Origin of the sequence: Micromonospora noduli, from assembly GCF_003264475.1 — a bacterium.
Taxonomy (GTDB): domain Bacteria; phylum Actinomycetota; class Actinomycetes; order Mycobacteriales; family Micromonosporaceae; genus Micromonospora; species Micromonospora noduli.
Genome location: NZ_PYAC01000042.1, coordinates 255,637 through 279,106, shown reverse-complemented (window position 1 = coordinate 279,106; position 23,470 = coordinate 255,637). Strand labels below are relative to the sequence as shown.

The 23,470-nt window shown below is 70.8% G+C and carries 22 protein-coding genes; 12 read left to right on the top strand and 10 right to left on the bottom strand.

All coding sequences use genetic code 11. From position 1 onward, the window contains the following. Positions 1-2 precede the first annotated feature (2 nt). From MED15_RS30260 to MED15_RS30250, 3 genes are all read left to right on the top strand, one after another. Complete coding sequence (locus tag MED15_RS30260; protein WP_373861050.1) at positions 3-1,418, top strand: carbohydrate-binding protein; 1,416 nt, start codon at positions 3-5, stop codon at positions 1,416-1,418. Positions 1,419-1,568: 150 nt separating this feature from the next. Next, positions 1,569-2,951 carry a chitinase gene (locus tag MED15_RS30255; protein WP_112737569.1) on the top strand — a complete coding sequence of 461 codons (1,383 nt, stop codon included), beginning with the start codon at positions 1,569-1,571 and terminating at the stop codon, positions 2,949-2,951. 152 nt (positions 2,952-3,103) lie between these two features. Then, positions 3,104-4,669, top strand: a complete 1,566-nt coding sequence (locus tag MED15_RS30250) for a cellulose binding domain-containing protein (RefSeq protein ID WP_112737567.1) — start codon at positions 3,104-3,106, stop codon at positions 4,667-4,669. Between the two features lie 12 nt (positions 4,670-4,681). On the opposite strand, the gene MED15_RS30245 is transcribed toward MED15_RS30250, so the two are convergent. Both MED15_RS30245 and MED15_RS30240 read right to left on the bottom strand, forming a co-directional pair. Then, a complete protein-coding gene (locus MED15_RS30245) occupies positions 4,682-5,353 on the bottom strand; it encodes a DedA family protein (RefSeq protein ID WP_112583626.1) in 672 nt (223 codons plus the stop codon). 69 nt (positions 5,354-5,422) lie between these two features. Further along, positions 5,423-6,037, bottom strand: coding sequence for a DUF1349 domain-containing protein (locus MED15_RS30240; RefSeq protein ID WP_112583625.1), 615 nt, complete (start codon positions 6,035-6,037; stop codon positions 5,423-5,425). An 86-nt stretch (positions 6,038-6,123) separates the two neighbouring features. Between MED15_RS30240 and MED15_RS30235 the strand changes: the two genes are divergently transcribed. Next, entirely contained in the window at positions 6,124-7,776 is a 1,653-nt protein-coding gene (locus tag MED15_RS30235; RefSeq protein ID WP_112583624.1) for an alpha-amylase family protein, read from the top strand. A gap of 43 nt (positions 7,777-7,819) precedes the next feature. Next, the gene (fabG, locus tag MED15_RS30230; protein WP_112583623.1) at positions 7,820-8,578 is read left to right on the top strand and encodes a 3-oxoacyl-ACP reductase FabG; all 759 of its coding nucleotides are present in this window, start codon (positions 7,820-7,822) and stop codon (positions 8,576-8,578) included. Positions 8,579-8,682: 104 nt separating this feature from the next. On the opposite strand, the gene MED15_RS30225 is transcribed toward fabG, so the two are convergent. The 3 genes from MED15_RS30225 to MED15_RS30215 form a co-directional block, all read right to left on the bottom strand. Continuing rightward, a complete protein-coding gene (locus MED15_RS30225) occupies positions 8,683-9,099 on the bottom strand; it encodes a hypothetical protein (RefSeq protein WP_091405972.1) in 417 nt (138 codons plus the stop codon). Beyond that, positions 9,092-9,484: a hypothetical protein gene (locus tag MED15_RS30220; protein ID WP_208646751.1), complete on the bottom strand. Its 393-nt coding sequence runs from the start codon at positions 9,482-9,484 to the stop codon at positions 9,092-9,094. Before MED15_RS30220 ends, MED15_RS30225 begins: the two co-directional genes overlap by 8 nt. A gap of 138 nt (positions 9,485-9,622) precedes the next feature. Continuing rightward, the gene (locus tag MED15_RS30215) at positions 9,623-9,985 is read right to left on the bottom strand and encodes a cupin domain-containing protein (protein ID WP_112725368.1); all 363 of its coding nucleotides are present in this window, start codon (positions 9,983-9,985) and stop codon (positions 9,623-9,625) included. A gap of 257 nt (positions 9,986-10,242) precedes the next feature. Between MED15_RS30215 and MED15_RS30210 the strand changes: the two genes are divergently transcribed. Next, complete coding sequence (locus MED15_RS30210; protein ID WP_167457764.1) at positions 10,243-11,145, top strand: Gfo/Idh/MocA family protein; 903 nt, start codon at positions 10,243-10,245, stop codon at positions 11,143-11,145. Between the two features lie 135 nt (positions 11,146-11,280). On the opposite strand, the gene MED15_RS30205 is transcribed toward MED15_RS30210, so the two are convergent. Continuing rightward, positions 11,281-11,472 carry a DUF2795 domain-containing protein gene (locus tag MED15_RS30205; RefSeq protein ID WP_091405965.1) on the bottom strand — a complete coding sequence of 64 codons (192 nt, stop codon included), beginning with the start codon at positions 11,470-11,472 and terminating at the stop codon, positions 11,281-11,283. A gap of 127 nt (positions 11,473-11,599) precedes the next feature. Between MED15_RS30205 and MED15_RS30200 the strand changes: the two genes are divergently transcribed. Beyond that, positions 11,600-12,856, top strand: coding sequence for an erythromycin esterase family protein (locus MED15_RS30200; RefSeq protein WP_112737675.1), 1,257 nt, complete (start codon positions 11,600-11,602; stop codon positions 12,854-12,856). Positions 12,857-12,908: 52 nt separating this feature from the next. Here MED15_RS30200 and MED15_RS30195 read toward each other — a convergent pair whose 3' ends face one another. The 3 genes from MED15_RS30195 to MED15_RS30185 form a co-directional block, all read right to left on the bottom strand. Further along, positions 12,909-15,110: an MMPL family transporter gene (locus MED15_RS30195; RefSeq protein ID WP_112583619.1), complete on the bottom strand. Its 2,202-nt coding sequence runs from the start codon at positions 15,108-15,110 to the stop codon at positions 12,909-12,911. Beyond that, on the bottom strand, positions 15,110-15,697 hold the full coding sequence (locus MED15_RS30190; RefSeq protein WP_112583618.1) for a TetR/AcrR family transcriptional regulator: 588 nt from the start codon (positions 15,695-15,697) through the stop codon (positions 15,110-15,112). The genes MED15_RS30195 and MED15_RS30190 overlap by 1 nt, the downstream gene beginning before the upstream one ends. A gap of 101 nt (positions 15,698-15,798) precedes the next feature. Continuing rightward, positions 15,799-16,233 carry a winged helix-turn-helix transcriptional regulator gene (locus tag MED15_RS30185; RefSeq protein ID WP_225855116.1) on the bottom strand — a complete coding sequence of 145 codons (435 nt, stop codon included), beginning with the start codon at positions 16,231-16,233 and terminating at the stop codon, positions 15,799-15,801. 74 nt (positions 16,234-16,307) lie between these two features. Between MED15_RS30185 and MED15_RS30180 the strand changes: the two genes are divergently transcribed. Then, the gene (locus MED15_RS30180; protein ID WP_225855117.1) at positions 16,308-17,792 is read left to right on the top strand and encodes an MFS transporter; all 1,485 of its coding nucleotides are present in this window, start codon (positions 16,308-16,310) and stop codon (positions 17,790-17,792) included. A gap of 166 nt (positions 17,793-17,958) precedes the next feature. Here the strand turns inward: MED15_RS30180 and MED15_RS30175 are convergent, their stop codons facing one another. Beyond that, positions 17,959-18,897 (bottom strand): GNAT family N-acetyltransferase, encoded by a 939-nt coding sequence (locus MED15_RS30175; protein WP_112737563.1) that lies wholly within the window; start codon positions 18,895-18,897, stop codon positions 17,959-17,961. A 216-nt stretch (positions 18,898-19,113) separates the two neighbouring features. Between MED15_RS30175 and MED15_RS30170 the strand changes: the two genes are divergently transcribed. The 4 genes from MED15_RS30170 to MED15_RS30155 all read left to right on the top strand — a co-directional run bounded on the left by MED15_RS30170 (position 19,114) and on the right by MED15_RS30155 (position 23,453). Then, a complete protein-coding gene (locus tag MED15_RS30170; RefSeq protein ID WP_112583615.1) occupies positions 19,114-20,073 on the top strand; it encodes a DNA polymerase domain-containing protein in 960 nt (319 codons plus the stop codon). 103 nt (positions 20,074-20,176) lie between these two features. Then, entirely contained in the window at positions 20,177-20,626 is a 450-nt protein-coding gene (locus MED15_RS30165) for a helix-turn-helix transcriptional regulator (RefSeq protein ID WP_112583614.1), read from the top strand. Positions 20,627-20,631: 5 nt separating this feature from the next. Continuing rightward, positions 20,632-21,042 carry a VOC family protein gene (locus tag MED15_RS30160; protein ID WP_208646750.1) on the top strand — a complete coding sequence of 137 codons (411 nt, stop codon included), beginning with the start codon at positions 20,632-20,634 and terminating at the stop codon, positions 21,040-21,042. Between the two features lie 29 nt (positions 21,043-21,071). After that, entirely contained in the window at positions 21,072-23,453 is a 2,382-nt protein-coding gene (locus tag MED15_RS30155; RefSeq protein ID WP_112583612.1) for an ATP-binding cassette domain-containing protein, read from the top strand. Positions 23,454-23,470: the final 17 nt, after the last annotated feature.

Sequence of the window (23,470 nt, the reverse complement as noted above, 5' to 3'; positions counted from 1 at the left end):
GCATGTCAATGCCACCTCCCCTGGCGGTCACCGCCGCCCCACCCGTCCGCCGCCGACTGTTGGCGTCCGTCCTGCTCGCAGCTACCACCATCGCCCTGGCCGGCGTCACCATGACCGCGCAGGCCGCCGTCCCGCCACCGCCCGCCGGCTGGAGCACGGTCTGGAGCGACGACTTCACCGGCGCGGCCGGCACCCTGCCGTCGGCCGCCAACTGGATCATCGACACGGGGCACAACTACCCGGGCGGCCCGGGCAACTGGGGCACCGGCGAGATCCAGAACTACACCGCCAGCACCGCCAACGTGAGCCACGACGGCGGCGGCAACCTGCGGATCACGCCGCTGCGCGACGGAGGGGGAGGCTGGACCTCCGCCCGGATCGAGACCGTGCGCAGCGATTTCAAGGCCCCGGCTGGCGGCGTGCTGGCGATCGAGGGCCGGATCCAGATGCCGAACGTCACAGGTGCGGCGGCGTCCGGCTACTGGCCGGCGTTCTGGGCGCTGGGCGCGCCCTACCGGGGCAACTACCAGAACTGGCCGGGCATCGGCGAGTTCGACGTGATGGAGAACGTCAACGGCATCAACTCCGTCTGGGGCGTGCTGCACTGCGGCGTGGCCCCGGGCGGACCCTGCAACGAGTCGAACGGCCTCGGTGCGTCCCGGGCCTGCCCGGGCGCCAGCTGCCAGTCGGCGTTCCACACGTACCGGTTCGAGTGGGACGCCTCGATCAGTCCCCAGCAACTGCGCTGGTACGTCGACGGGCAGCTCTACCACACCGTGACGCAGAGTCAGGTCGGTGCGTCAGCCTGGTCGCAGATGACCTCGCACGCCGGCTACTTCCTGCTGCTCAACGTGGCGATGGGCGGCGCCTTCCCGAACGGGGTGGCCGGCAGCGGCACGCCGACCGCGGCGACCATCCCGGGTCGACCGATGCTGGTCGACTACGTGGCCGTGTACCGCCGGGGTGGCGGGACCACGCCGCCGCCGACCACCCCGCCGCCGGGCGGGACGAGGGACGCGTACGGGCAGCTCCAGGCCGAGTCGTTCAACGCCCAGAACGGGGTGGCTGTCGAGGCGTGCGCCGAGGGCGGGCAGAACATCGCCGCCCTGCGTAACGGGGACTGGGCGCGCTACGACGGCGTCGAGTTCGGCTCCAGCGGGCCTCGCGACTTCGTGGCCCGGGTCGCGTCCGGCGCGGCGGGCGGGGTGAGCGGTCTGGTGGAGGTGCGGCTGGACAGCCCGACCGCGGCTCCCATCGGCAGCTTCGCGGTCGGCAACACCGGCGGCTGGCAGAGCTGGCGCTCGGTGCCCGGCAACGTCGGCGGCGGGGTGACGGGCCGGCACACCGTCTATCTCACCTTCACCAGCGGCCAGCCCAACGACTTCGTCAACGTCAACTGGTTCACCTTCCGCCGCTGAGGCGGACGCCCTGCGGCCTCCCGTCGCGCCGCCCGCGCGACGGGAGGTCCGCTCACCCGGGCCACCCCTGGACAGAAACAGTTAACTGTCTTAATAATTAGCAGTGACGTTGACGTCCATGGATGCCCGTTGCCGGGCGTGGAGGGTCGCATGAAGCCTGCCAGATCCCTTGTCCTGTCCCTCGTCGCCGCCCTGGCGGCGACACTCGGCGCGGCCTGGGTGGCGCTGCCCGCGTACGCCGCCGGGGCCACCGCCGGCTTCGTCAAGACCGCCGACTGGGGCTCCGGCTGGGAGGGGAAGTACACCATCACCAACGGCGGCAGCTCGACCATCAACGGCTGGAGCCTCGCCTTCGACCTGCCGTCCGGCACCACCCTCGGCAGCTACTGGGACGCGTTGCTCAGCTCGTCCGGCCAGCGGCACACCTTCACCAACAGGTCCTGGAACGGCACGATCGCCCCGGGCGCGTCGGTCTCCTTCGGCTTCCTGGCCAGCGGCTCCGGCTCACCGGGCGGCTGCCAGCTCAACGGCGCGTCCTGCGGCGGCGGCACCCCGCCCACCACGCCGCCGCCCACCACCCCACCGCCCACCACGCCGCCCCCGACGACCCCGCCGACCGACCCGCCCACCGGTGGACTGCCGAAGCACCTGCTCACCGGTTACTGGCACAACTTCGACAACCCCGCCGTCGAGCTGCGGCTACGCGACGTGCCCGCCGAGTACGACCTGGTGGCGGTCGCCTTCGCCGAGGCCACCGCGACGCCGGGAGCGCTCACCTTCGGCATCGACCCCGGCCTGGCCGCCGCGCTGGGCGGCTACACCGACGCGGACTTCACCGCCGACGTGCGCACCCTGCACAGCCGGGGCAAGCGGGTCATCCTCTCCGTCGGTGGCGAGACCGGCCGGGTCACCGTGAACAACGCCGCCTCGGCCACCGCGTTCGCCGACACGGCCGCCGCGTTGATCGCCCGCTACGGCTTCGACGGGATCGACATCGACCTGGAGAACGGGCTCAACCCCACATACATGGCGCAGGCGCTACGCGCGCTGCGGGCCACTGTCGGGTCGGGGCTGATCATCGCGATGGCGCCGCAGACCATCGACATGCAGAACCCGGCCGGTGGCTACTTCAAGCTGGCGCTCGACATCAAGGACATCCTCACCGTCGTCAACACCCAGTACTACAACTCTGGCGCGATGCTCGGCTGCGACCAGAACGCCGCGTACGGCCAGGGCACCGTGAACTTCATCGTCGCGTTGGCCTGCATCCAGTTGGAGGCCGGGCTGCGCCCCGACCAGGTCGGTCTCGGCCTGCCCGCCGGAGCGGGGGCGGCCGGCGGTGGCATCGTCGCGCCCAGCGTGGTCAACGCCGCCCTGGACTGCCTGGCCCGGGGCACCAACTGCGGCAGCTTCCGGCCGCCGCGCACCTATCCCGGCATCCGGGGCGCGATGACCTGGTCGGTGAACTGGGACGTCAGCAACGGCAACGGCTTCGCCCGCACTGTGGCCCCGCACCTGGACACCCTGCCCTGAGCAGTGCCGACGCCCGCACCGGCGTCGGCGCCACCACCTGCGCGGCCGGCACCCCGCCCGGCCGCGCAGGGCATCGGCACCATCCGCCCGCGCCGAGCGCCGCTCGACGACGCAGGCGAAACCCCCCACCACACCGGTCCCTGGAGGCCACCATGAAACTCCGATCCCCCCGCGCGGCGACCTTCGCCGTCGCGCTGGCCGCCGCACTTGTGGCGGCCACCGTCGTGGCACCGCAGGCCGCGTCCGCCGCCACCGCCGCCTTCGCCCGCACCAGCAGCTGGAGCAGCGGGTACGAGGCGAAGTTCACCGTCACCAACAACACGTCCACGGCAATCACCTCCTGGGACGTTCAGTTCGACCTGCCCGCCGGCAGCACGGTCGGGTCGGCGTGGGACGCCCTGGTGAGCAGTTCGGGTCAGCACGTGACCGCCCGAAACCAGTCCTGGAACGGCGCGCTGGGGGCTGGCGCGAGCACCTCGTTCGGCTTCATCGTCGCCGGCACCGGTGACCCCACCAACTGCACTGTCAACGGTTCGCCCTGCGCGGGCGGCCCGACCACCCCACCAGGTGCCCCCGGCACTCCGGGCGGCCTGCGCGTCACCGGCACCACCGCTTCGGCGGTCTCGCTGGCCTGGAACGCCGTCGGCGGCACGGTGACCGGCTACCGCGTGTACGAGGGCTCGACGGTCCGCGCCACCGTCACCGGCACCTCGACGACCGTCTCCGGCCTGGCCGCCTGCTCGGCGCACAGCTACACGGTCGCCGCGTACAACTCCGCGGGGGAGTCGGCGCGGTCGACGGCGGTCGCCGCGAGCACCACCGGGTGCACCGGTGGCGGCGGTTCGATGGCCGTCGCCCCCTACCTCTACCCGGGCTGGGGTGACCCGCCCGCCCCGGCGACGGTCATGTCGGCGACCGGCGTGAAGTGGTTCACCATCGCGTTCGTGCTCTCCGGCGGTGGCTGCACCCCGGCCTGGGACGGCGGTGGCCCGCTCACGGGGGGCGCGCACGCCAACACCATCGCGGCCATCCGGGCGGCCGGCGGCGACGTGATCCCGTCCATCGGCGGTTGGAGCGGCAACAAGCTCGGCCCGAACTGCTCATCGGCCAGTGCCCTGGCCGGGGCGTACCAGCAGGTGATCAACGCGTTCGGGCTCAAGGCGATCGACATCGACATCGAGAACAGCGACGAGTTCGAGAACGAGGTCGTGCAGGACCGGATCCTCGGCGCGCTGAAGATCGTCAAGCAGAACAACCCGGGGCTGAAGACCATCATCACGTTCGGCACCACGACCACCGGCCCGTCGTACTACGGCACCCGGCTGATCAACCAGGCCGCCGCGCTGGGCGTCAACATCGACACCTTCACGATCATGCCGTTCGACTTTGGTGGCGGGGCCAACATGTACCAGAGCACCGTCAACGCCGCCGAGGGGCTGAAGAACACGCTGAAGACGGCCTTCGGTTGGTCCGACGCGACGGCGTACGCCCACATGGGCATCTCCGGGATGAACGGGCTCTCCGACCAGCAGGAGCTGACCTCACCGGCCACCTGGACCCAGGTCCGTGACTGGGCGAAGGCACGCGGGCTGAGCCGGTTCACGTTCTGGTCGGTCAACCGGGACCGGCCGTGTCCGGGCGGGGGCGTCGTCTCCAACTGCTCCGGCATCGCACAGAACACGTGGGAGTTCACGTCGATCAGCGCCCAGTTCGGCTGAGCGGGACGCGGATCAGCGACCGGCGGTCACCGACCGCCGGTCGTCGCGTGCCCGACGCTTGCGAACCTTGCGGATCACCCAACTGGCCACCATCACGACGAAGACGGCGACGATCGCGTAGTTGAACCAGTCGCTGTAGCGCTCGACGTCCTGCCAACGGCTCCCGAGCGCGTAACCCGCGCCCACGATGAGACCGTTCCACACCCCGCTGCCGATGGTGGTGAGCAGGATGAACTCACCCAGCGGCATCCGGTTGGCCCCGGCCGGCACGGAAACCAGGCTGCGGACCACCGGCACCACCCGGCCGATCAGCACCGCCCACCGACCGTGCCGCTCGAACCACTTGTCGGCCTTCTCCAGGTCGTCGCTGTCCACCAACGGGATGTGGTCCAGCCAGCGCTTGAGCCGCTCCTCGCCCAGCGCCGCGCCCAGCCAGTAGAGCACCAACGCGCCGACCAGCGAGCCGACCGTCGCGGCCAGCACCACGACGACGACGTTGAACTTGCCCTCGTGGGCCAGGAAACCGGCGAGCGCCAGCACGATCTCGCTGGGGATCGGCGGAACAATGCTCTCCAGCGCCACCAGCAGCGCCACGCCGACCGGGCCCATCACCTCGATCACCGAGGCCACCCAGCCGGTCAACCCGGTGAACTCGGACGGGTCGCCAGCCTGGGCGTACGCCATGGTCGTCCTTCCGGTCGGCTGTCGGGGATCGGAGGGTCATACCCAGCGGGCCCCGAACTACACCTGCACTCAGTGCTCCGGGTGCAGTGCGGTGTCCGCCGGTCCCTGCCGCCAACCGGTGAACACCACTGTCAGACCGGCGCGGGACGGCGCGCAGCAGAACGGGCCGGCGACGGCCTCGGCCGTCGGGTCCAGCGGGGCGAGCCGGACCAGTTGCCACGGCTCGTCGTCGACCCGGGCGCGGATGGTCAGCGCGTCGCCGGCCCGGCTGACCCGGACTGTCACCTCCCGGCCCGCCCACTCCGGCACCGGCCCCACCGACCAGTCGGAGAACTCCCGGGTCACCACCGCGCCGAGCTGCACCTCGCCGTCGCTGATCTCCACACCGGCCTTGGTCCAGGTCCGTTCGTCGACGCGGACGAACGCACCGGCCTGGTCGAACTGCGCCGAGAAGTCGAGCCGGAAGCTCACCTCCATGGCGGCTCCCACCGGCAGCGGCGCCAGCAGGGCCGGGCCGTTGTCGTGCACGAAGCCGTAGCTGGTCCGACGCCAGAAGTCGCTGTCCGCGGCCGGCTCGACGACCAACTCGCCGGCCGGGCCCTCCTCGACGCGTACCGGCGGGTGCAGCCAGCTGCCCCGGGACCAGTCCAACAGTTCGCTCGGCGGTACGAGGTCGTTCTCCATGACCGGCACGGTAACTAACGCCGCGCGCCGCCCGGCGCCCGCCGGACGGGTTTGCCGCGGTGATCGAACGGAGATGTTCCTTCGGCATGGGTGACCGTTGGTATTCCGAAGCCGTCGTCTACTGCCTCGACATCGACACGTACGCCGACTCCGACGGCGACGGGGTCGGTGACATCCGTGGGCTGATCGGGAGGCTGGACTACCTGGCCCGACTCGGGGTGACCTGCCTGTGGCTGCACCCGATCCACCCGTCGCCCAACCGCGACGACGGCTACGACGCCACCGACTTCTACAACGTGGACCCGCGCTTCGGCACGCTGGGCGACTTCGCCGAGCTGCTGCACCAGGCGCAGAACCGGGGCATCCGCGTGATCATCGACCTGGTGGTCAACCACACCTCCGACGAGCACCCGTGGTTCCAGTCCGCCCGCTCCTCGCCGGACTCGCCCTACCGGGACTGGTACGTCTGGTCCGACACCGAACCGGACGACCGGCACCAGGGCATGGTCTTCCCCGGCGAGCAGAACGAGACCTGGAGCTACGACCGGACCGCCAAGGCGTGGTTCTACCACCGGTTCTACAAGTTCCAGCCGGACCTCAACTTCGCCAATCCGCAGGTCCGGGACGAGATCAAGAAGATCATGTCGTTCTGGCTCCAGCTCGGCGTCTCCGGCTTCCGGATGGACGCGGTGCCGTTCATCATCGAGCTGACCGAGCCGGGCAACCCGAACTCCCCGAAGGACTTCGAGTTCCTCACCGAGATGCGCCAGCACATCCAGTGGCGTCGCGGCGACGCCGTCCTGCTGGCCGAGGCGAACGTCGAGCCGGACCAGCTACCGACGTTCTTCGGCGACGCCAGCGGTTCCGGCAACCGGATCCACATGCTCTTCGACTTCATGCTCAACGGTCGACTCATGCTCTCCCTGGCCCGGCAGGACCCGGAGCAGCTGATCGACGCGTTGCACGACACCCCGAAGCTGCCGGTCGGCGGGCAGTGGGCCACCTTCCTGCGCAACCACGACGAGATCGACCTGTCCCGGCTGACGACCGAACAGCGCAACCAGGTGTACGCCGAGTTCGGCCCGGACGAGAACATGCGCATCTACGACCGGGGCATCCGTCGCCGGCTCGCCCCGATGCTCGGCAACGACCGACGGCGCATCGAGCTGGCGTACGCCCTGCAGTTCTCGATGCGCGGCACGCCGGTTCTGCGCTACGGCGAGGAGATCGGGATGGGCGAGGACCTGTCGCTGCGCGGTCGGGACGCGATCCGTACGCCGATGCAGTGGTCGTACCAGCCGAATGCCGGCTTCTCCACGGCGGACCCGGAGAAGCTGGTCCGCCCGGTGATCGACAAGGGTGAGTTCGGCTACCAGAACGTCAACGTCACCGCCCAGCGCAGCGACGCCAAGTCGCTGCTCGCCTGGTTCGAGCGCATGATCCGTACGCTGCGGGAGGCGCCGGAGATCGGCTCCGGCTCGACCAGCCATATCGACGTGCCGGTGCCGCCCGGCGTGCTGACGCACCGGGCGGACGGGCCGACCGGGACGATGGTCTTCGTGCACAACCTGGGCACCGACGACGTCGAGGTGGATCTCAGCAGCCTCGAACCGGAGGCCGACCTGCCGATCGACGTGCTCGCCGACCGTGGCTACGGAGAGTTGGGCAAGCTCGGTGCGGTGAAGGTCTCCGGCTACGGATACCGGTGGATTCGCCTATGCCGAGGGTCGGCCTGTTGAGGTTAAGCTCCTCCGATCGACCCCAAGTTACCGGGAGGTAATCATGTCGGAGGAGTCCCGCGTCGCCATCGTCACCGGAGCCGCACGCGGCATCGGCGCGGCCACCGCCCGACGGCTGGCCGCCGACGGAATGGCTGTCGCCGTGGTCGACATCGAGGAGGCGGCCACCAAGGAGACGGTGGACGCCATCGCCGGTGCCGGTGGCCGGGCGCTCGGGGTGGGCGCCGACGTGTCCGACCGGGACCAGGTCGAGGCGGCGGTGAGCCGGGTCGCCGCCGAGCTGGGCGCACCCACAGTGCTGGTCAACAACGCCGGTGTGCTCCGCGACAACCTGCTGTTCAAGATGACCAACGCCGACTGGGACACGGTGATGGGCGTGCACCTGCGCGGCGCGTTCCTGTTCAGCCAGGCCGCCCAGAAGCACATGGTGGACCGGAAGTGGGGGCGGATCGTCAACCTCTCCAGCACCTCCGCGCTGGGCAACCGGGGCCAGGCGAACTACGCCGCCGCCAAGGCCGGTCTGCAGGGCTTCACCAAGACGCTCGCCATCGAGCTGGGCCCGTTCGGGGTGACAGTGAACGCGGTCGCGCCCGGCTTCATCGTCACCGACATGACCGCGGCCACCGCGGCCCGCATGAAGGTCGACTTCGAGGACTTCCAGAAGCACGCCGCCGCCGAGATCCCGGTACGTCGCCCGGGCCGGCCGGAGGACGTCGCGCACACCATCTCGTTCCTGGCGAGCGAGGGCGCAGGCTTCGTCTCCGGTCAGGTCATCTACGTCGCGGGTGGCCCACGGGACTGACCCGTACTTTCGACGAGGGCGCTCCGGCAGGTGAGCCGGCGCCCTCGTCGCCGGTCTGCGCCCGATCGGGCGCAGGTGCGCGGCGGGTCAGCGGGTGCGGCGGATCAGGCGGGTGCGCGGCGGGTGCGCCAGAGCCAGATCAGGCCGAGCACCGGCAGCACCAGTGGGATGTAGCCGTACCCGCTGCCGAACTGCGACCAGACCGTCTCGTCCGGGAAGAGGTCCTTGTCGACCAGGCTCAGGATGCCGACCGCGACCACACCGACCAGCTCGACCGAGCAGCACGCCAGCGCTACCCGACGGCCGGTGTGCCCGGCGCGGGCCAACCCCACCGCCGCCACGATGTAGATGAGCGCGGCCACCCCGGAGAGCAGGTACGCCACCGGCGCCTCGTCGAACTTGGTGGCGAGCTGCAGACCCGCCCGACTCGTCGCCGCGATCGCGAAGAGCAGGTAGACCGCGATCAACAGCCGACCCGGGCCGGAGTTCGTACGCTGCCGAGCCGATCCTGTCTCAACCACCGAGCACCTCCCAGGTCTGCTGCAACCGGACCACCACCACCGGGGCCACCAGGCAGACCGCGCACACGATCGCCGAGCCCCAGCGGGTCGGTTCCATCCGGGCCAGCACCCAGGCCAGTGGCGGCAGGCACACCAGCGTGACCAGGTAGCCGAAGAAGGCGCCGGGCTCGCCGGGCCGATCCCCGCCGCCGACCGCGACGAGCGCCAGCACGCTCAACACCAGCAACGCCACTTCGAGTACGGCCAGACCGACGAACTGCACCCGGTCCGGCGGCCGGTGGCGTACCGCCGCCACCAGTGCCCACACCGCCACGAGCAGCGACAGCACGATCGGCACGGTCGCGACGATCCCGTTCACCGGAGAGTCGGCGCCCACGCTGGTCACCGGCACCACCCGGTCGTTGCCTCGGTCACCGGCACAGCCTACTAACCGTCGTAGTAAAGGGGTGCCCTGCCTCTCCGCGTGTGACGCGCGCCCGTCGAGGTGCCCGCAGTCCCGGTGCCCACGCCTCTCGGGTGGGCGTCAGTCGTCTGTTTGCAGCCAGTAGACGGAGATGGCAACGAGCGGGTCCGGTCCGTCGTTCCGAATCTGGTGCGGCACCCTGCTGTCGAACGCCGCGACGTCGCCGGCCCGCAGGACGCCCGTCTGGTCGGCGAACGTCAAGGTTCCCGTCCCGGACACGATGATCCACACCTCACGAGACCGATGGACGTCGAGGTCGTTTGAGGTGTTCGGGGCCACCGACCAGCGAGCGACCTCGAACGGGGCGGGCGCTGTCGACGGAAACGGCAGCAGCGCGCGGTGCACCGGGCCGCCCTCGGTGAAGTCGTACCAGTGGTCGAACGTCGCGACACCGCTGGTGGTCGCTGGATTCGTGCTCTGCATGCCGTCGAGACTGCCTCGCCGCACCTGGTGCGTCTGGCGGCGATCGGACCTGACGCTACCGAGAGCGGTGCAGGCGGTGCCGGCAGACCACGGGCGGACCGCTGCGCCGACAGCCGGGCGGTAGCTCGACCACCGACCCGGAAATGAAGGTGAGCTGCTTCGATTGGTCGAACCCGCCGCCGTCATGGCCGCCCGGGCGACTAGCGTGGATCACGTCCGTGGCGTTGCCGCGGTGCGGGGAAACAGCGGAGGTACACGTGCTGCGGTTCGGCTTGTTCGGCACCGGTCACTGGGCGATCGAGACGCACGGGAAGGCGCTGCACGCACATCCCGACGCGGAGCTCGTCGGTGTGTGGGGTCGCAACCCGGAGCGGGCCTCCGCGCTGGCCGAACGGTACGGGGTGCCCGCCTACGCCGACGTCGACGCGCTGATCGAGCAGTGCGAGGCGATCGCCGTCGCGCTGCCGCCGGACATCCAGGCCGACATCGCCGTCCGGGCCGCCCGCGCCGGTCGACACCTGCTGCTGGACAAGCCGCTGGCGCTCAGCGTGGCCGACGCCGACCGGGTCGTGGCCGCCGCCGAGGAGTCCGGGGTCGCCTCGGTCGTCTTCTTCACCCAGCGGTTCCAGCCGAACGTGACCGCGTTCCTCGCCGCGACCGCCGCCGCCGGGGGCTGGCAGCACGGCCGGACCACCGCGTTCGCCTCGATCTTCCAGGACGGCAGCCCGTACGGCGGCTCGTTGTGGCGTCGGGAGCACGGGGCGCTCTGGGACATTGCCCCGCACGCGCTCTCCATCCTCCTGCCGGTGCTGGGCCGCGTGACGCAGGTGGCGGCGATGGACGGCCCGAGCGGGATGGTGCATCTGCTGCTCACCCACGAGGGCGGTGCCACGAGCAGCGCCTCGCTCTCCCTGGATGCCCCGACCGAGTCGATGGCCCGGGAGTTCGTGTTCTACGGCGAGAACGGCATCGAGAACGTCCCGTTCGGCGAGAACGACGCCGCCACCGCGTTCGGCGTCGCCATCGACCAGCTCGTCGAGCAGGTTCAGGCCGGCACCCGGGACCACCGTTGCGACGTCCGCTTCGGCCGCGAGGTCGTCGCCATCCTCGCCGCCGCCGAAACCGCCCGAGCAGAAGCCCGCACAATCCAGATCCCCTAACCCCACCCCACCCCCACCCCGCCAGCCCAGGTTGATCAAGAGGTTTGCGTCACGGCACACCGCTCGGCATGACGCAAACCTCTTGATCCCCGGGCCAGGCTCGGGCCGGGCCGGGGCCGGGCGGGGTTGGGCCGGTCAGGTGGGGGTGGAGAGGGCGGCGTTCAGCTCGTCGGGGGAGTTGAACTGCTCGGGTGGTAGGGCCTGGAGCATCTGCAACATCGCCGTGCTGGCCCCGTTCTCCTGACCCCAGCGGATCAGGTCCTCGCGGGAGACCGGGTAGTCGAGCCCGGCGAGGTACTCCTGCAACTGAACCCCGGTGACGGTCATGTCGGCCGGCTACCCGCTCGCGGTGGTCGTACACCGGCTTGGTTGGGGCCCACGACGGCCCGGCGGCCGGCGTGTCGCCCGCGACGCGCGCGCGGTTTGCCGCAACGGCGGCCGGGTAGCCGCTGACATGCTGGTTCAGCGGCTCGGCGCGCCGAGCGATTTCGACCCGTTGCTGGAGCGCGTCCGGAACGCCAGGGTGGTGATGATCGGTGAGTCCACCCACGGCAGTTACGACTACTACCGGTTGCGCGAGCAGCTCACCCGCCGGTTGATCGCGGAGTGCGGTTTCTCCTTCGTCGCCGTGGAGGGTGACTGGCCCGACTGCGACCGGGTGCACCGGTCGGTGACGGCTGCGCCGGGCGGCGCGCTCGAACCGCAGGTCGCACTCAACCAGTTTGAGCGATGGCCGACCTGGATGTGGGCCAATGCCGAGGTGGCCCGGTTCGCCAGTTGGCTGCGGGCCTGGAACGTGGAGCGGCCGGAGGAGCAACGGTCCGGGTTCCACGGCCTCGACGTGTACAGCCTCTGGGAGTCGATGCAGGCGATCTTCGACTACCTGGGGGAGGAGGACCCGAAGTCGCTGGAGGCGGCGCAGGACGCGTACCGGTGTTTCGAGCCGTACGGCAAGAGGGTCGAGGAGTACGGCGCGGCCAGCCGGTTCGTCTCCGCCCGGTGCGAGGAGGAGGTTGTCCGGTTGCTCGCCCGGACCCGCGAACACGCCCTCTCCGACGGGCCGGACCGCTTCTCGGCCTGGCAGAACGCGGAGGTGGTGGCCGGCGCCGAGCGGTACTACCGGGCGATGGTGGCCGGCGGGCCGGACTCGTGGAACATCCGCGACACCCACATGCAGGACACCCTGGACCGGCTGCTGGACCGCTACGGTCCCGACGCCCGGGGCATCGTCTGGGCGCACAACACGCACGTCGGGGATGCGCGGGCCACGGACATGGCCGCCGACGGGATGATCAACATTGGTCAGTTGGCCCGGGAGCGGCACGGCGAGGACGCGGTGGCCCTGGTCGGCTTCGGCAGCTACCGCGGCACGGTGATCGCCGCGCCCCGCTGGGGCTCGCCGCCCGAGGCGATGGTGGTGCCCCCGGCTCGGGAGGGCTCGATCGAGCGGCGGTTGCACGAGTTGATGCCGGAGCGGGCGGTGCTGATCTTCGGCGGTGACGACCAGCCGGGCTGGGTCACCGAGACCGTTGACCACCGGGCGATCGGGGTCGTCTACGACCCGTCGTTCGAGTCCTGGGGCAACTACGTGCCCACCCGGCTCGGCGACCGCTATGACGCCTTCATCTGGTGCGACGACACCACGGCCCTGCACCCGCTACCGGTGCCAGCGGCCCCCGGCGAGATGGAAACCTACCCGGCGGGCGTCTGACGCAGTGGAGGTGTGGTGCCCACCGGGCACCACACCTCCACCTTCGGGTGGGTCAGACCCTCGTGGGGGTCCGGTCCTCCAGGTGTTCGCGCAGGCCCTCGCCCTCGATGTCCACGTTGGGCAGGGCGCGGTTGAGCCAGCGGGGGAGCCACCAGGCACGGTCGCCGAGCAGGGACATCACCGCCGGGACGATGGTCATCCGGACCACGAACGCGTCGATTGCCACGCCGATGGCGAGCGCGAAGCCCATCGACTTGATGATCGGGTCGTCGAGGAACACGAAGCCGCCGAAGACGGACATCATGATCAGCGCGGCGGCGGTGACCACCCGGGCACCGTGGCCCATGCCGCTGATCGTGGCCTCACGGGCGGTCTCGCCGTGCACGAAGTCCTCCCGCATCCGGGAGACCAGGAACACCTCGTAGTCCATGGCCAGGCCGAACAGGATGCCGATCAGCAGGATGGGCAGGAAGCTGACCAGCGGGGCCGGGCTGTCCAGGCCGACCAGGTCGGCGAGGTGGCCCTGCTGGAAGATCGCCACCGTGATGCCGAACGTGGCGGCCACGGTGAGCAGGAAGCCCAGCGCCGCCTTGAGCGGCACCAGCAGCGAGCGGAACACCAGCATCAGCAGCAGTACCGAGAGCCCGACGACCAGCAGCAGGTAGATCGGCAGCGCGTCGGAGAGCTTCTCCGAGACGTCGATTCCGATCGCCGTGGCGCCGGTGAGCAGCACCTCGGCGCCCTTGACCCCGCCGACCGCGTCGCGGACGTCGTGCACCAGGGTCTCGGTGGCCTCGTCGGTCGGGCCGGTCTTCGGCACCACGCCGAGCAGAGCGGTCCGACCGTCGGGACTCAGCTGCGGTGGCGCCACCGCGAGGACGTTCTCGGTGCGCTGGATCATCGCGGTCACCTGCGGCACCGCGGCTGCGGTCGCCTGCGCGTCGTCGCCCGCCACGACCACCGCGAGCCGGCCGGTGAAGCCGGGACCGAAGCCCTCGGTGGTGAGGTCGCTCGCCACCCGGGCCGGGGAGCCCACGGTCGCCGTGCTGGCGTCCGGCAGGGCCAGCCGCATGTCCGGCGTGGGCAGCGCGAGCAGCCCCAGGCCGAGCAGCGAGACCAGGATGACCGGCACCCGGAAGCGGGTGACGAACCGCGCCCAGCGGAAGCCGAACCCGGAGCGGTCCTCGACCGGCAGCGTCTCTTCGCCCACCGGCTCACCCGGCGCGGCGGAGGCGACAGTGGAGCGCAGCCGGCGCGGGAGCACCCGGTTGCCGGCGAAGCCGAGCAGTGCGGGCTGGAGGGTGATCGCCACGAGCACGGCGATGGTGACCGTACCGGCGGCGGCGAGACCCATCACGGTGAGGAACGGAATGTTCACCACGGCCAGGCCGGCGAGGGCGATGACCACTGTGGCGCCCGCGAAGACGACAGCGGAGCCGGCGGTGCCCACGGCCCGGCCGACCGCCTCCTCCGGAGACAGGCCTTCGAGCAGGTTCTGTCGGTGCCGGGAGGTGATGAACAACGAGTAGTCGATGCCGACGGCGAGGCCGAGCATCAGCGCCAGGATCGGCGCGGTGCTGGTCAACTCGACGACACCGCTCAGCGCGAACAGACCGGCCATGCCGACGCCCACGCCGATCAGCGCGTTGAGCATCGTCATGCCGGCGGCGACCAGGGAACCGAACGTGATGATCAGGACGATCGCGGCGACCAGCACGCCGAGCGCCTCGGTCGAGCCGATCTCCGGCTCACCACCCAGCACCTCGCCGCCCGGGGCGACCTGCCAACCCTTCGCCTCGGCGGAGGCGCCGACCTCCTCGTACGCGGTGCGCTGCTCGTCGGTCACCTCGTCGCCGCCGGTGGCGAACTGAACCTGGACCAGCGCGTACCGGCCGTTGGGTGAGACCGCGCCGACCTGGAGCGGGTTGACCGCGCCGACCACGCCGGGCAGTGTCGAGGCCTCCTGGACGAGCTCCTGCACCACTGCCTGACCCTGCGGGGTGGCCAGTTGGCCGTCGGCGGGCGCCTTTACCGCGATGGTGCCGGTGGCGCCGCTGGCCGCGGGGAACTGGTTGGCCAGCAGGTCGAGGGCGCGCTGGCTCTCGGTGCCGGGCATGGTGAAGTTGCTCGCCGTCGGGCCGCGCAGGGTCGCCGCGGCCAGGCCGGCGACGACGAGTACGACGAGCCAGAGCGCGACGACGAGCCGTCGCCGGCGCAACGCGCCCCGGCCGAGCCGGTAGAGCAGGGTGGCCATCAGGAGTCCTTGTCCTCGGTCGTGGGTTGTTGGGGCGGGAGTGCGTCGACGGGTTCGACGGCCCGTCGGACGAGGGTGAGCAGGGCGAGGCGCAGTTCGTCGTCGGTGATGTCGGCGAACTCGCCGCACGCCTCGGAGATGCCGGCGAGCAGCACCAGCGCGGCGATCCGGGCGCCCGGCCGGTCGGAGTGCCCGGCCAACGCGTCGCGCAGCCGGTCGGAGATCTCCTGGATGTGCGCGAAGGCCGGCTGGCACAGCAGCTCCGGGAACTCGCCGCGCAGTACCGCGATCTCCTGCCGGAACCGGACTGCGAGGTCGACGAAGCCCTGTGCGGCGACCTCCTGGGCGGCCGCTCCGGTCAGGCCGGTGAGCTGCTCGTCGAGGCTGCGGAGCACCTCGATCGCGGGGGCCATCAGCTCGGCGAGCAGGGCTTCCTTGTTGGCGAAGTGGTAGAGCACTGTCGCCTTGGAACAGCCGACCTCACGGGCGATGTCCTGCAGAGAGGTGCCCCGGTAGCCGGTCACCGTGAACTGCCGAGCCGCCGCGGCGAGAATCTCACCGTGCGTGTCGGACACCGCTCTGACCATGGCCGGTCCACCTCCCGCAGACCAGCATGCCTGACCGATCGGTCAGACCCTGACCGATCGGTCAGATGGAAGCGGTGGCGTTCACCACACCACTGGTCGGTTTATCCCGCGTGCTGGGCGTCGTACCTGGTCCGCGCCTCGGCGATGGCCCGGCGGTGCCGCTCGGCCCAGCTGGTCAGCGCGACCAGCGACTCGTATAGCTCCAGCGCCATCGGGGTGGCGGTGTACTCGACCTTGGGCGGAACGGTCGGGTAGACCGTGCGGTGCAGCAGGCCGTCCCGTTCCAGGTTGCGCAGCGTCAGCGTGAGCATCCGGCGGCTGATGCCCTCGATGTGCCGCTCCAGCTCGGTGAAGCGCACCGGCCCGTGCGAGGCGGCGACCAGGATGCCAATGCTCCACTTGCCGCCGACCCGGTCGAGCACCTCGCGGACGGTGCACGCCCGGGCCTGACCCGGGGTGAACGGCACGTTCTCGGCCGCGCAGGTCAGCTCGGCCTCGACCAGCGCGGACACATCGCTGTTCCTCTGGGACATCAAAGTGCCTCCTTCCGCTCCGGTTCATGGTCACAGACGATGACCTCGGTAACAAACCGTGCACCAAGGAGGGTCTCGTGGAGCGTGTCGTCCCATCCCGTTGGCCGGCGTTGCTGGTGCTCTGCGCCGGCAGCCTGATGATCATCCTGGATGGCACCGTCGTCGCGGTGGCGCTGCCCGCCATCCAACGCGACCTGGGCTTCAGCGCCGCCGGCCTGGCCTGGGTGGTGAACGCCTACCTGGTCGCGTTCGGCGGGCTGCTGCTGCTCGCCGGCCGGCTCGGTGACCTGCTGGGCCGGCGCAGGGTCTTCCTGGCCGGCGTCGCGCTGTTCACAGTGGCCTCGCTGGCCTGCGCGGTCGCCACCGGGCCGGCCCTGCTGGTGGGCGCACGGTTCGGGCAGGGCGTCGGCGGCGCGTTGGCCATGGCGGTCAGCCTCGGCATGATCGTCCGGCTCTACCCCGAAGCGGCCGAGCGGGCCCGCGCCATCGCCGTCTTCAGCTTCACCGGCGCGGCCGGTGCGTCGGTCGGCACGGTCGCCGGAGGGGTGCTCACCCAGGCCGCCGGGTGGCGGACGATCTTCCTGGTCAACGTGCCGATCGGGGCGGCCATCCTCATCGCTGCCGTCCGCCGGCTCCCGGCCGAACGAGGGGTCGGCCTGCGCGCCGGCCTGGACCTGCCCGGCGCGCTTCTCGCCACCGCCGGTCTGATGGCCGCCGTGTTGGGCATCGTCGGAACGGGAGAGCACGGCTGGACCAGCCCTCGGACGCTCGGCGCGGTGGCCCTCGCGGCGCTGCTGCTCGGCGGGTTCGCGCTGCGCCAACGCGTGGCGGCGGCCCCGCTGGTGCCGTCCCGGGTGCTGCGCGTCCCGGGCCTGGTGGCGGCGAACGCCGTCCAGTTCCTCATGGTCTGCGCGTACTTCGGGTTCCAGTTCCTGCTCGCCGTGGAGCTGCAACTGGTGCTGGGGCTGGACGCCGCCGCGACCGGCTGGGCCTTCCTGCCCACCCCGGTCGTGATCGCCGTGGTCTCGCTCGGCCTGGCCGGTCGGCTGATCGCCCGCTTCGGTGCCCGGATGGTTCTGCTGGTCGGGCTCGGCCTGGCGACCGTCGGTTTCCTCCTGCTCGCCCGGCTGCCCGCCGACGGCGCCTACGTCGCGGACGTACTCCCCGCGATGTTGATCTTCGGGGTGGCCGGCGGCCTGACCCTGCCGGCGGTCACCACAGTCGCCATGGCCGGCGCGACCGACACCGACGCCGGGCTCGCCTCCGGCCTGGCCAACACCACCCAACAGGTCGGCGGAGCGGTCGGCCTGGCCGCGCTGGCCACCCTGGCCGCCACCCGCAGCGACGGGCTGCGGGCCGCCGGCTGGGCCGAGACCGCCGCGCTCGCCGGCGGATACCGGACCGCGTTCGCCGTGGCCGCCGGTCTGGTGGTCACCGCGTCACTTGTCGCCGTGACGGCACTGCCCCGACGCCCAGTCCACCCCGGGCCGGACACTGATCCGTCGGGGCCGGCCACGGTGGGCGCCGAAACCGATCCGTACCCGAGCGCCGCGTCCGGTTGACCGACGGCGTCGCCGCGAGTTGAACACGTTCAGCAACGCCTCGGCTACCGCCTGGGACGACCCAGGCAGGGGGACGACACCGGCGGCGTCATGCCTTGTCCTGCCGCTGACGGGGCTAATGACGAATTGCGGCTCGTGGTGGTGGAACGCCGTTCCCGTCGGCACGTCATTCGGCCCCCGAAGCCTCCAGAACCATACGGATCTCCGTCACCTCGTAGTTGGCGCGGTCGAAGGCGGCGGCCATCGGGATGTTCGTAGTGTCCGTGGTCGCGGTGATGCGCTCGGCGCGTTCGGTCGCGTGGAAGCGGGTGATCTCGGCGAGGATCTCGTCGATCAGTCCCTTGCCGCGCTGCTCGGGTACGACACCGAGATACCCGACGTTGCGGTTGTACGGGGTCGCTGACGGGACGGCCAGGCCAGCGAGAGTGCCGTCGGGCAGCTCCGCAAGCCTCCACCAGGAGCGCTCACCCGGGCAGTCGAGGTAGAACTTCATGTCCTCCTCGGCCAGCTGCCTGGCGCTCTTTCTGCGCAGCTCGTCACGGGTGGCCTCGTCGAGGCTGTCGCCCGACACCCGGACGAAGGCCTCCAGGAACTCCTCGTCGCTGCCCTCGCGGAACGTCAGCCGACCGCCGGCCCCGGGCAGTCCCGCCGCCGGAGTCCACTCGTAGCGCAGGCGCTGAATCTCCCGGCTCAGCCCGGTGCGCAGGCCCGCCTCGCGACGCCAGGCCACTGCCTCGCTCAGTTCCGGTCGGCTGCTCCAGTCCGTTGGGAGGGAGATGTTGTACAGCGGCCGCGCGCCGAAGGCGGCATGCGCGGCGTCAAGGAGCCTGGTGGCGACGGCGACCGGATCGCCAACGGTGGAACGGACCTGGAGGCAATCGAGCGCTATGGGGCGCTCGCTGTCGGCACGACCCCACCAGAGTGCACGGGCAAGGATGTACCCGTTCTCGTCCTCGGCAAGCCAGACCCATTCCGGGCGGAACTGGTTGGCACCGAGCTCCTCGCGGATCTTCTCAGCGGTCAGGGCGGTGATGGGACCGTCGGCCGGGTACGCGGCGGCACGGTCCAGGGCGGTGGAGTCCGCAGTAGCGGGAAAGAATCTCATTGGGCACATGATCACAAATGGAAATGGCAGAGCAAGGCGTTTCTTGCTGGCTGCCCACCGACGGCGCCTACCTCGTCGACGTGTTCCCGGCGATGCTGGTCTTCGGGATGGCCGGCGGTTGCTGGTGGCGCTGAGCAGGTTGCCTGGTACCCGGCCCGCCGGAACCGATCGGCACGTCCGGTTGACCGACGGCACTCAGGCCGGGAGGGTGGTCGGGTGAGCGAGGCTGACGAGACCCGGGACGGCGTGGCCCTGACCAACCTGGACCAGCCGTTGTCCGACCGCGATGACGCGACAAAGCGTGACCTGGTGGACTACCTCGACGCGGTCCGGGACCGGCTCCTCCCGCAGCTGCGGGGCCGACCGCTCTCGGTGATCAGGGTCCGCCCCGGCCAGCCGCCGTTCATGCAGAAGAACCTGCCCCGCTACACCCCGGACTGGGTCGGCCGGGCGCCGGTCTGGGCGGAGGCGTCGCATCGGGAGATCTCGTACGCCCTCTGCGACGACCGCCGCACCCTGCTCTGGTTCGCCAACCAGCGGGCGGTGGAGTACCACCCGACGCTGGCCACCGTGGCGGATCTGCACCGCCCGACCCACCTGGTCCTCGACCTGGACCCGCCGGACGGCGACGGGTTCCGCGCGGCGGTCGCCGCCGCCCTGCTGGTCCGTCAGGCGCTCGCCGATGCCGGCCTGGCCGGTGCCGTCAAGACCAGCGGCGCCAAGGGTGTGCACGTCTTCGTGCCGGTGACGGACGAACCGACGGCCGAGGAGTTGGCCGCCGCCACCCGGGCGCTCGCCGTCCGCGCCGAGCGGCTCGACCCGGCGCTGGCCACCACGGCGTACATCAAGGAGGACCGGGGTGGCCGGGTCTTCGTGGACGCCACCCGGGCGGGCGGGGCGACAGTGGCAGCCGCGTACAGCCCTCGCCTGCGCCCGGGGATGCCGGTCTCGTTCCCCGTCGACTGGGCCGACCTGACCGAGGTGACCCCCGCCGACTTCACCATCCGGACCGCGCCCGCACTGCTCGCCGACGGCGACCCGTGGGCCGCGCTGATGCCGGCCCCGCAGTCGCTCCCCGCCGACCTGGTTGCCGAGGGCCGGACCATCCCAGTGGCCAGGGTGCAGGCCATGCATGAGGGGAAGCGCCGGGCCCGCGCCCGCCGCGAGGCCGGCTGACCGGCGCGTCGGCCCCCGGCTCGGCCCGTGCTCGGCCCCGGATCGACCCCGCTCGCGCCCGGCGGGCGGCCGATTGTCGGTGGGTTGTGGCACGATTTCGCAGGTGAGCAGCAAAGCCGACGCGACCCAGCGACTGGCCGACCTGGCGCGGCTGCGCCGGGTCCGCGACCGGATCGACCGGGAGTACGCGAAGCCGTTGGACGTCGAGGCGCTCGCCCGTGGCGCGCACATGTCGGCCGGGCACCTCAGCCGCGAGTTCCGCCTCGCCTATGGCGAATCTCCGTACAGCTACCTGATGACCCGACGGATCGAGCGGGCGATGGCCCTGTTGCGCCGTGGCGACCTGAGCGTCACCGACGTCTGTTTCGCGGTCGGTTGTTCGTCGTTGGGCACCTTCAGCACCCGCTTCACCGAGCTGGTCGGCGTGCCGCCCAGCGTCTACCGGCGGCAGGCGGCGCAGGCGACGGCAGGGATACCGTCGTGCGTGGCGAAGCAGGTGACCAGACCGGTCAGGAATCGAGAAGCGCGGGCCACCGAGCCGCAACTAGCGTGACCAGCATGGACATCACCATTCACTCGAGTTTTCTTCCGCACACCGATCCGGAGGCCTCGATGGTCTTCTACCGCGACATCCTCGGCTTCGAGGTCCGCCTCGACGTCGGGTACGAGGGGATGCGGTGGATCACGGTGGGGCCGCCCGGCCAGCCCAGCACGGCCATCGTCCTGCACCCGCCGGCCGCCAATCCGGGCATCACCGACGACGAGCGGCAGACCATCCTTGAGCTGATGGCCAAGGGCAGCTACTTCGGCGTCAACCTCGCCACCACCGACCTCGACGCCACCTTCGCCAAGCTGGAGGCCAGCGACGCCGAGGTCGTCCAGGAGCCGACCGAGCAGCCGTACGGCGTGCGCGACTGCGCCTTCCGGGACCCGTCGGGCAACATGGTCCGCATCCAGGAAGTGCGCTGAGTCCTGCGCGACCGACAGATGGAGTCACGATGAGCACGGCCAGCCAGCCGTCCGCGCCGCACGTCGCCGACAGCCACGACCTGATCCGGGTGCAGGGCGCGCGGGTGAACAACCTCAAGGACGTCAGCGTCGAGATCCCGAAGCGGCGACTGACGGTGTTCACTGGTGTCTCCGGCTCCGGCAAGAGTTCGCTGGTGTTCGGCACCATCGCGGCCGAGTCGCAGCGGATGATCAACGAGACCTACAGCGCCTTCGTGCAGGGCTTCATGCCGACGTTGGCGCGGCCGGAGGTCGACCTGCTGGATGGCCTGACCACGGCGATCATCGTGGACCAGGAGCGGATGGGTGCCAACTCCCGCTCCACCGTCGGCACCGCCACCGACGCCAACGCGATGCTGCGCATCCTGTTCAGCCGGCTCGGGCAGCCGCACATCGGCTCGCCCAACGCGTACTCCTTCAATGTTCCCTCGGTGAAGGCGACCGGGGCGATCACCGTCGATCGCGGCGCCGGCAAGACGAAGACCGAAAAGGCGACCTTCAACCGTCTCGGCGGCATGTGCCCGCGGTGCGAGGGCATGGGTGCGGTGACCGACATCGACCTGTCGGCGCTCTACGACGACAACCTCTCGCTCAACGAGGGCGCGATCACCATCCCGGGTTACAGCATGGAGGGCTGGTACGGCCGGATCTTCCGGGGCTGCGGCTACTTCGACCCGGACAAGCCGATCGCCAAGTTCAACAAGCGGGAACTGCAAGACCTGCTCCACCGGGAGCCCACCAAGATCAAAATCGACGGGATCAACCTGACGTACGCGGGCCTGATCCCGTCGATCCAGAAGTCCTTCCTCGCCAAGGACATCGACGCGTTGCAGCCGCACATCCGCGCCTTCGTGGAGCGCGCGGTGACCTTCACTACCTGCCCCGAGTGTGCCGGCACCCGGCTCAGCAAGGAGGCCCGGTCGTCGAAGATCAAGGGCAAGAACATCGCCGACGCGTGCGCGATGCAGATCAGCGACCTGGCCGCCTGGGTGCGCGGGATCGAAGAGCCGTCGGTGACCCCGTTGCTGGCCGGCCTGCAACACCTCCTCGACTCGTTCGAGGAGATCGGGCTGGGCTACCTGTCGCTCGATCGACCGTCGGGCACCCTCTCCGGCGGTGAGGCGCAGCGCACCAAGATGATCCGCCACCTCGGCTCCTCGCTCACCGACGTCACCTACGTCTTCGACGAGCCGACGATCGGGCTGCACCCGCACGACATCCAACGGATGAACGAGCTGTTGCTCCAGCTGCGCGACAAGGGCAACACCGTGTTGGTCGTGGAGCACAAGCCGGAGGCCATCGCCATCGCCGACCACGTCGTCGACCTCGGGCCCGGCGCGGGCACGGAGGGCGGGACCGTCTGCTACGAGGGCACCGTGGAAGGTCTGCGGGCCAGCGGCACCATCACCGGTCGCCACCTCGACGACCGGGCGGCTCTCAAGGAGACGGTGCGGACGCCCACCGGCAAGCTGGAGATCCGGGGCGCCACGGCCAACAACCTCCAGGACGTGAACGTCGACGTACCCCTCGGGGTGCTCGTCGTCGTGACCGGCGTCGCCGGCTCCGGCAAGAGTTCGCTCGTGCACTCCTCGATTCCAGCCGGCGCGGGCGTCGTTTCGATCGACCAGGGTGCGATCCGCGGTTCACGGCGCAGCAACCCGGCCACGTACACCGGGTTGCTCGACCCGATCCGTAAGGCGTTCGCGAAGGCCAACGGGGTGAAGCCGGCGTTGTTCAGCGCCAACTCCGAGGGTGCCTGCCCGAGCTGCAACGGCGCTGGCGTCATCTACACCGACCTGGGGATGATGGCGGGCGTCGCCGCACCCTGCGAGGACTGCGAGGGCAAGCGGTTCCAGGCATCAGTGCTGGAATACCGCTTCGGCGGTCGCGACATCAGCGAGGTGCTTGCGATGTCGGTGACGGAGGCCGAGAAGTTCTTCGGCGCCGGCGAGGCGCGTACGCCGGCAGCGCACGCCATCCTCGACCGGCTCGCCGACGTCGGGCTCGGTTACCTGAGCCTGGGGCAGCCGCTCACGACTCTCTCCGGCGGGGAGCGGCAACGGCTCAAGCTGGCCACTCACATGGCTGAGAAGGGCGGCGTCTACGTCCTCGACGAGCCGACCACCGGCCTGCACCTGGCCGACGTCGAGCAACTGCTCGGCCTGCTCGACCGCCTGGTCGACGCCGGCAAGTCAGTGATCGTCATCGAACACCACCAGGCGGTCATGGCGCACGCCGACTGGATCATCGATATCGGTCCCGGCGCCGGCCACGACGGTGGCCGGATCGTCTTCGAGGGCACACCTGCGGACCTCGTCGCCGCCCGCTCCACCCTCACCGGCGAGCACCTGGCGGCGTACGTCGGCACCTGACCGGCCGCCTCCGGCCG